Source organism: Paracoccus rhizosphaerae (assembly GCF_026162645.1).
Taxonomy (GTDB): Bacteria; Pseudomonadota; Alphaproteobacteria; order Rhodobacterales; family Rhodobacteraceae; genus Paracoccus; species Paracoccus rhizosphaerae.
This window is the reverse complement of the sequence record NZ_JAOTBE010000148.1, coordinates 1-2,205: the sequence shown is the minus strand read 5'-3', so window position 1 is coordinate 2,205 and position 2,205 is coordinate 1. Positions and strand designations below refer to the sequence as shown.

6 protein-coding genes and 1 tRNA gene are annotated in these 2,205 nt (G+C 56.8%); 2 read left to right on the top strand and 5 right to left on the bottom strand.

Annotated features, from left to right (window positions below; genetic code table 11):
* Positions 1–225 (bottom strand): transposase (locus OC184_RS20000; protein ID WP_265508932.1); only part of this gene is annotated, 225 nt, incomplete at its 3' end.
* Between the two features lie 387 nt (positions 226–612).
* Here OC184_RS20000 and OC184_RS19995 point away from each other — a divergent pair.
* Positions 613–702 (top strand) — tRNA-Ser (locus tag OC184_RS19995).
* Between the two features lie 111 nt (positions 703–813).
* Here OC184_RS19995 and OC184_RS19990 read toward each other — a convergent pair.
* The 3 genes from OC184_RS19990 to OC184_RS19980 form a co-directional block, all read right to left on the bottom strand.
* Positions 814–1,044: a hypothetical protein gene (locus OC184_RS19990; protein ID WP_265508931.1), complete on the bottom strand. Its 231-nt coding sequence runs from the start codon at positions 1,042–1,044 to the stop codon at positions 814–816.
* The gene (locus OC184_RS19985; RefSeq protein ID WP_265508930.1) at positions 1,041–1,328 is read right to left on the bottom strand and encodes a hypothetical protein; all 288 of its coding nucleotides are present in this window, start codon (positions 1,326–1,328) and stop codon (positions 1,041–1,043) included. Before OC184_RS19985 ends, OC184_RS19990 begins: the two co-directional genes overlap by 4 nt.
* 231 nt (positions 1,329–1,559) lie before the next feature.
* The gene (locus OC184_RS19980) at positions 1,560–1,712 is read right to left on the bottom strand and encodes an Arc family DNA-binding protein (protein ID WP_265508929.1); all 153 of its coding nucleotides are present in this window, start codon (positions 1,710–1,712) and stop codon (positions 1,560–1,562) included.
* A gap of 100 nt (positions 1,713–1,812) precedes the next feature.
* Between OC184_RS19980 and OC184_RS20655 the strand changes: the two genes are divergently transcribed.
* Complete coding sequence (locus OC184_RS20655; RefSeq protein WP_378926913.1) at positions 1,813–2,067, top strand: Arc family DNA-binding protein; 255 nt, start codon at positions 1,813–1,815, stop codon at positions 2,065–2,067.
* Here the strand turns inward: OC184_RS20655 and OC184_RS19975 are convergent.
* On the bottom strand, positions 2,019–2,205 hold a 187-nt coding region (locus tag OC184_RS19975; RefSeq protein WP_265508928.1), incomplete at its 5' end, for a hypothetical protein. The genes OC184_RS20655 and OC184_RS19975 overlap by 49 nt on opposite strands.

Here is a 2,205-nt window from a genome sequence, read left to right as displayed (position 1 = left end):
GAGCATCGCATCGGCCAGCAGCCGCTTCAGACGGGCGTTCTCGTCCTCAAGCCCTTTGAGGCGCTTGGCCTCGCTGACATCCATACCGCCATATTTGGCTTTCCATTTGCAGACCGTCGCATCGCTGACGCCGTGCCTGCGGCACAGATCAGCGACGGAAACCCCAGCCTCGTGCTCCTTCAGAATGCCGATGATCTGATCTTCAGTGAACCTGCTGCGCTTCATCTCTGGTCCTATCGGTTGGGCCAGAGTCTATCTCAAACTGGACTAGGCGGAGGGGGCAACGTCAGAGACGATATCTCCAATCTGCACTTCGACGTTTACAGTTACCCCGGCGGCGGAAGTGGGCGGTTCCAGAATACCGACAAGGGACGAAAGTCTCTCCTCAAATGGCTGAAAAGCCGACAATCGGTCATGGTCGTGTTCGAACCGACCCGACCGTACCACAAGGCTCTGGAAGCCGGGACTGAACACCTAATGCCAATGCGTCAGATAAGGATGGAGCCTGAGCCGAGGAATGTGGCCACCGTTAGTAGTTCTTTCAAAGCAAGACGGTTCGACATCGATTGAAGACTTGGCAAATCCTGAAGTTGCGGATAGGGAAACGGCTTGGGAGCAGTGGCAGAGTGGTCGATTGCTGCCGCCTTGAAAGCGGCCGAGCCTGCAAGGGTTCCGTGGGTTCGAATCCCACCTGCTCCGCCATTTATTTGTGTAAGGCATTGGTTTTGCTCTTGTTTCGTGGAGCATCCGTGTCTGACCTGTCATTCTACCCACCTTAAAGAATGCGCTTGGATGCGGCTAGATGCGTCTACTTCAAGCCACGTGTGCTTGATGCCGCAGCTGCCATTCCTCCGTTCGCATGTCCTGCAGCTTGCGCATGTCTTCGTCCAGCGCACGGATCATCGCCAGGACGCCAGAGGCCATCGGATCGGGGTTGTTGAGGGCTGGCATGTCCCACGTGATTTCACGCAGCACGGCTGTGAAGCCCGCCATCCGAGCGATATGGGCGTCCGTATCGTTGTGGGCGTGGGTCCAGTCTTTCATGCCGCACCCCCTTCCCCGAGAGCTGCTCGCACTTGGTCCCACAACTTCGGCAGGTTTGCCCGGCAAGGGACATCTCCAGCGCCGAACTCGGAGTAAGCCGCGATCATCATCAGAGCATCTGTCGCATCCTGCGGAGGCTCTGCCATCATCCGGTTTTCCAGATCGATCCGAGCATCAACTAGAGCATCAAACTCAGCTTCCGGCAGGCTGGTGACTTCTGGCCTGTTCAGCCAACCAGATTGTTCTTTCCATTGTGCGAACATCACCGCCATCGGCGATGGCACGCCAGCTGCTGCTACAGCTGCACCAGGAAGGGCGACGTAGGCCAGAGAAGCGGGCGCAGCTGCCAAAAGACTGGCGATGGCACGCCAGCTGCTGCTACAGCTGCACCAGGAAGGGCGACGTAGGCCAGAGAAGCGGGCGCAGCTGCCAAAAGACTGCGGCGGGTGAAGCCAGACAAGCCGGTATCGTTCGCGCGAGCGCGTTGCTCAATCGTCATCATCATTCTCCGTTGATTAGGCCGAGCCGGCCTGTTGACGCTCCATCCGTTCGCGGACGGCGCGGATAACTTCGCTGTTCTGGCTGGAGCCGTTTTTAGCAGCTTGATCTGCGATCCACGCCTTTAGATCAGTCGGCAGGCGTAGCTGCACGGGCTTCCGGTTTGTCATAGCGTCCTCATCAGTCACCGTGATACTATATGTCACCGTGACGCTATTGCGGTCAAGCGAAATATCATGTCACCGTGACATGAAATGGTGAGGTGATTCTGTGGCAGGCGCAACTGGCCGAGAAAGCGATAAGTTCATGCTCCGCCTTCCCGAAGGAATGCGCGACCGGATCAAAGCCGAAGGCGACAAGAACGGCCGGAGTATGAACGCTGAAATCATATCTCGCTTAGAATCCACCTTGACGTACGCTCCTAGTGACAATGTTCAGGCAGCCACATCAACGCGCCTAGAGCGCACCATTCTTCGTCAGATCGAGGATGTCATAGAGAAAATTGCGAAGAAGCACGGTGTGTGATTTGGAGTGCGCCCCTTGGGCTGGACAGCTTGAGCTGAAGATTTTGACCGGGGCGCGGTTCTGATAAGGAGAACCGCATGACCAAGAAGCACCGTCGTCACAGCACGTCCAAGAAACGCGAAGTCGTCGAAGCCTATT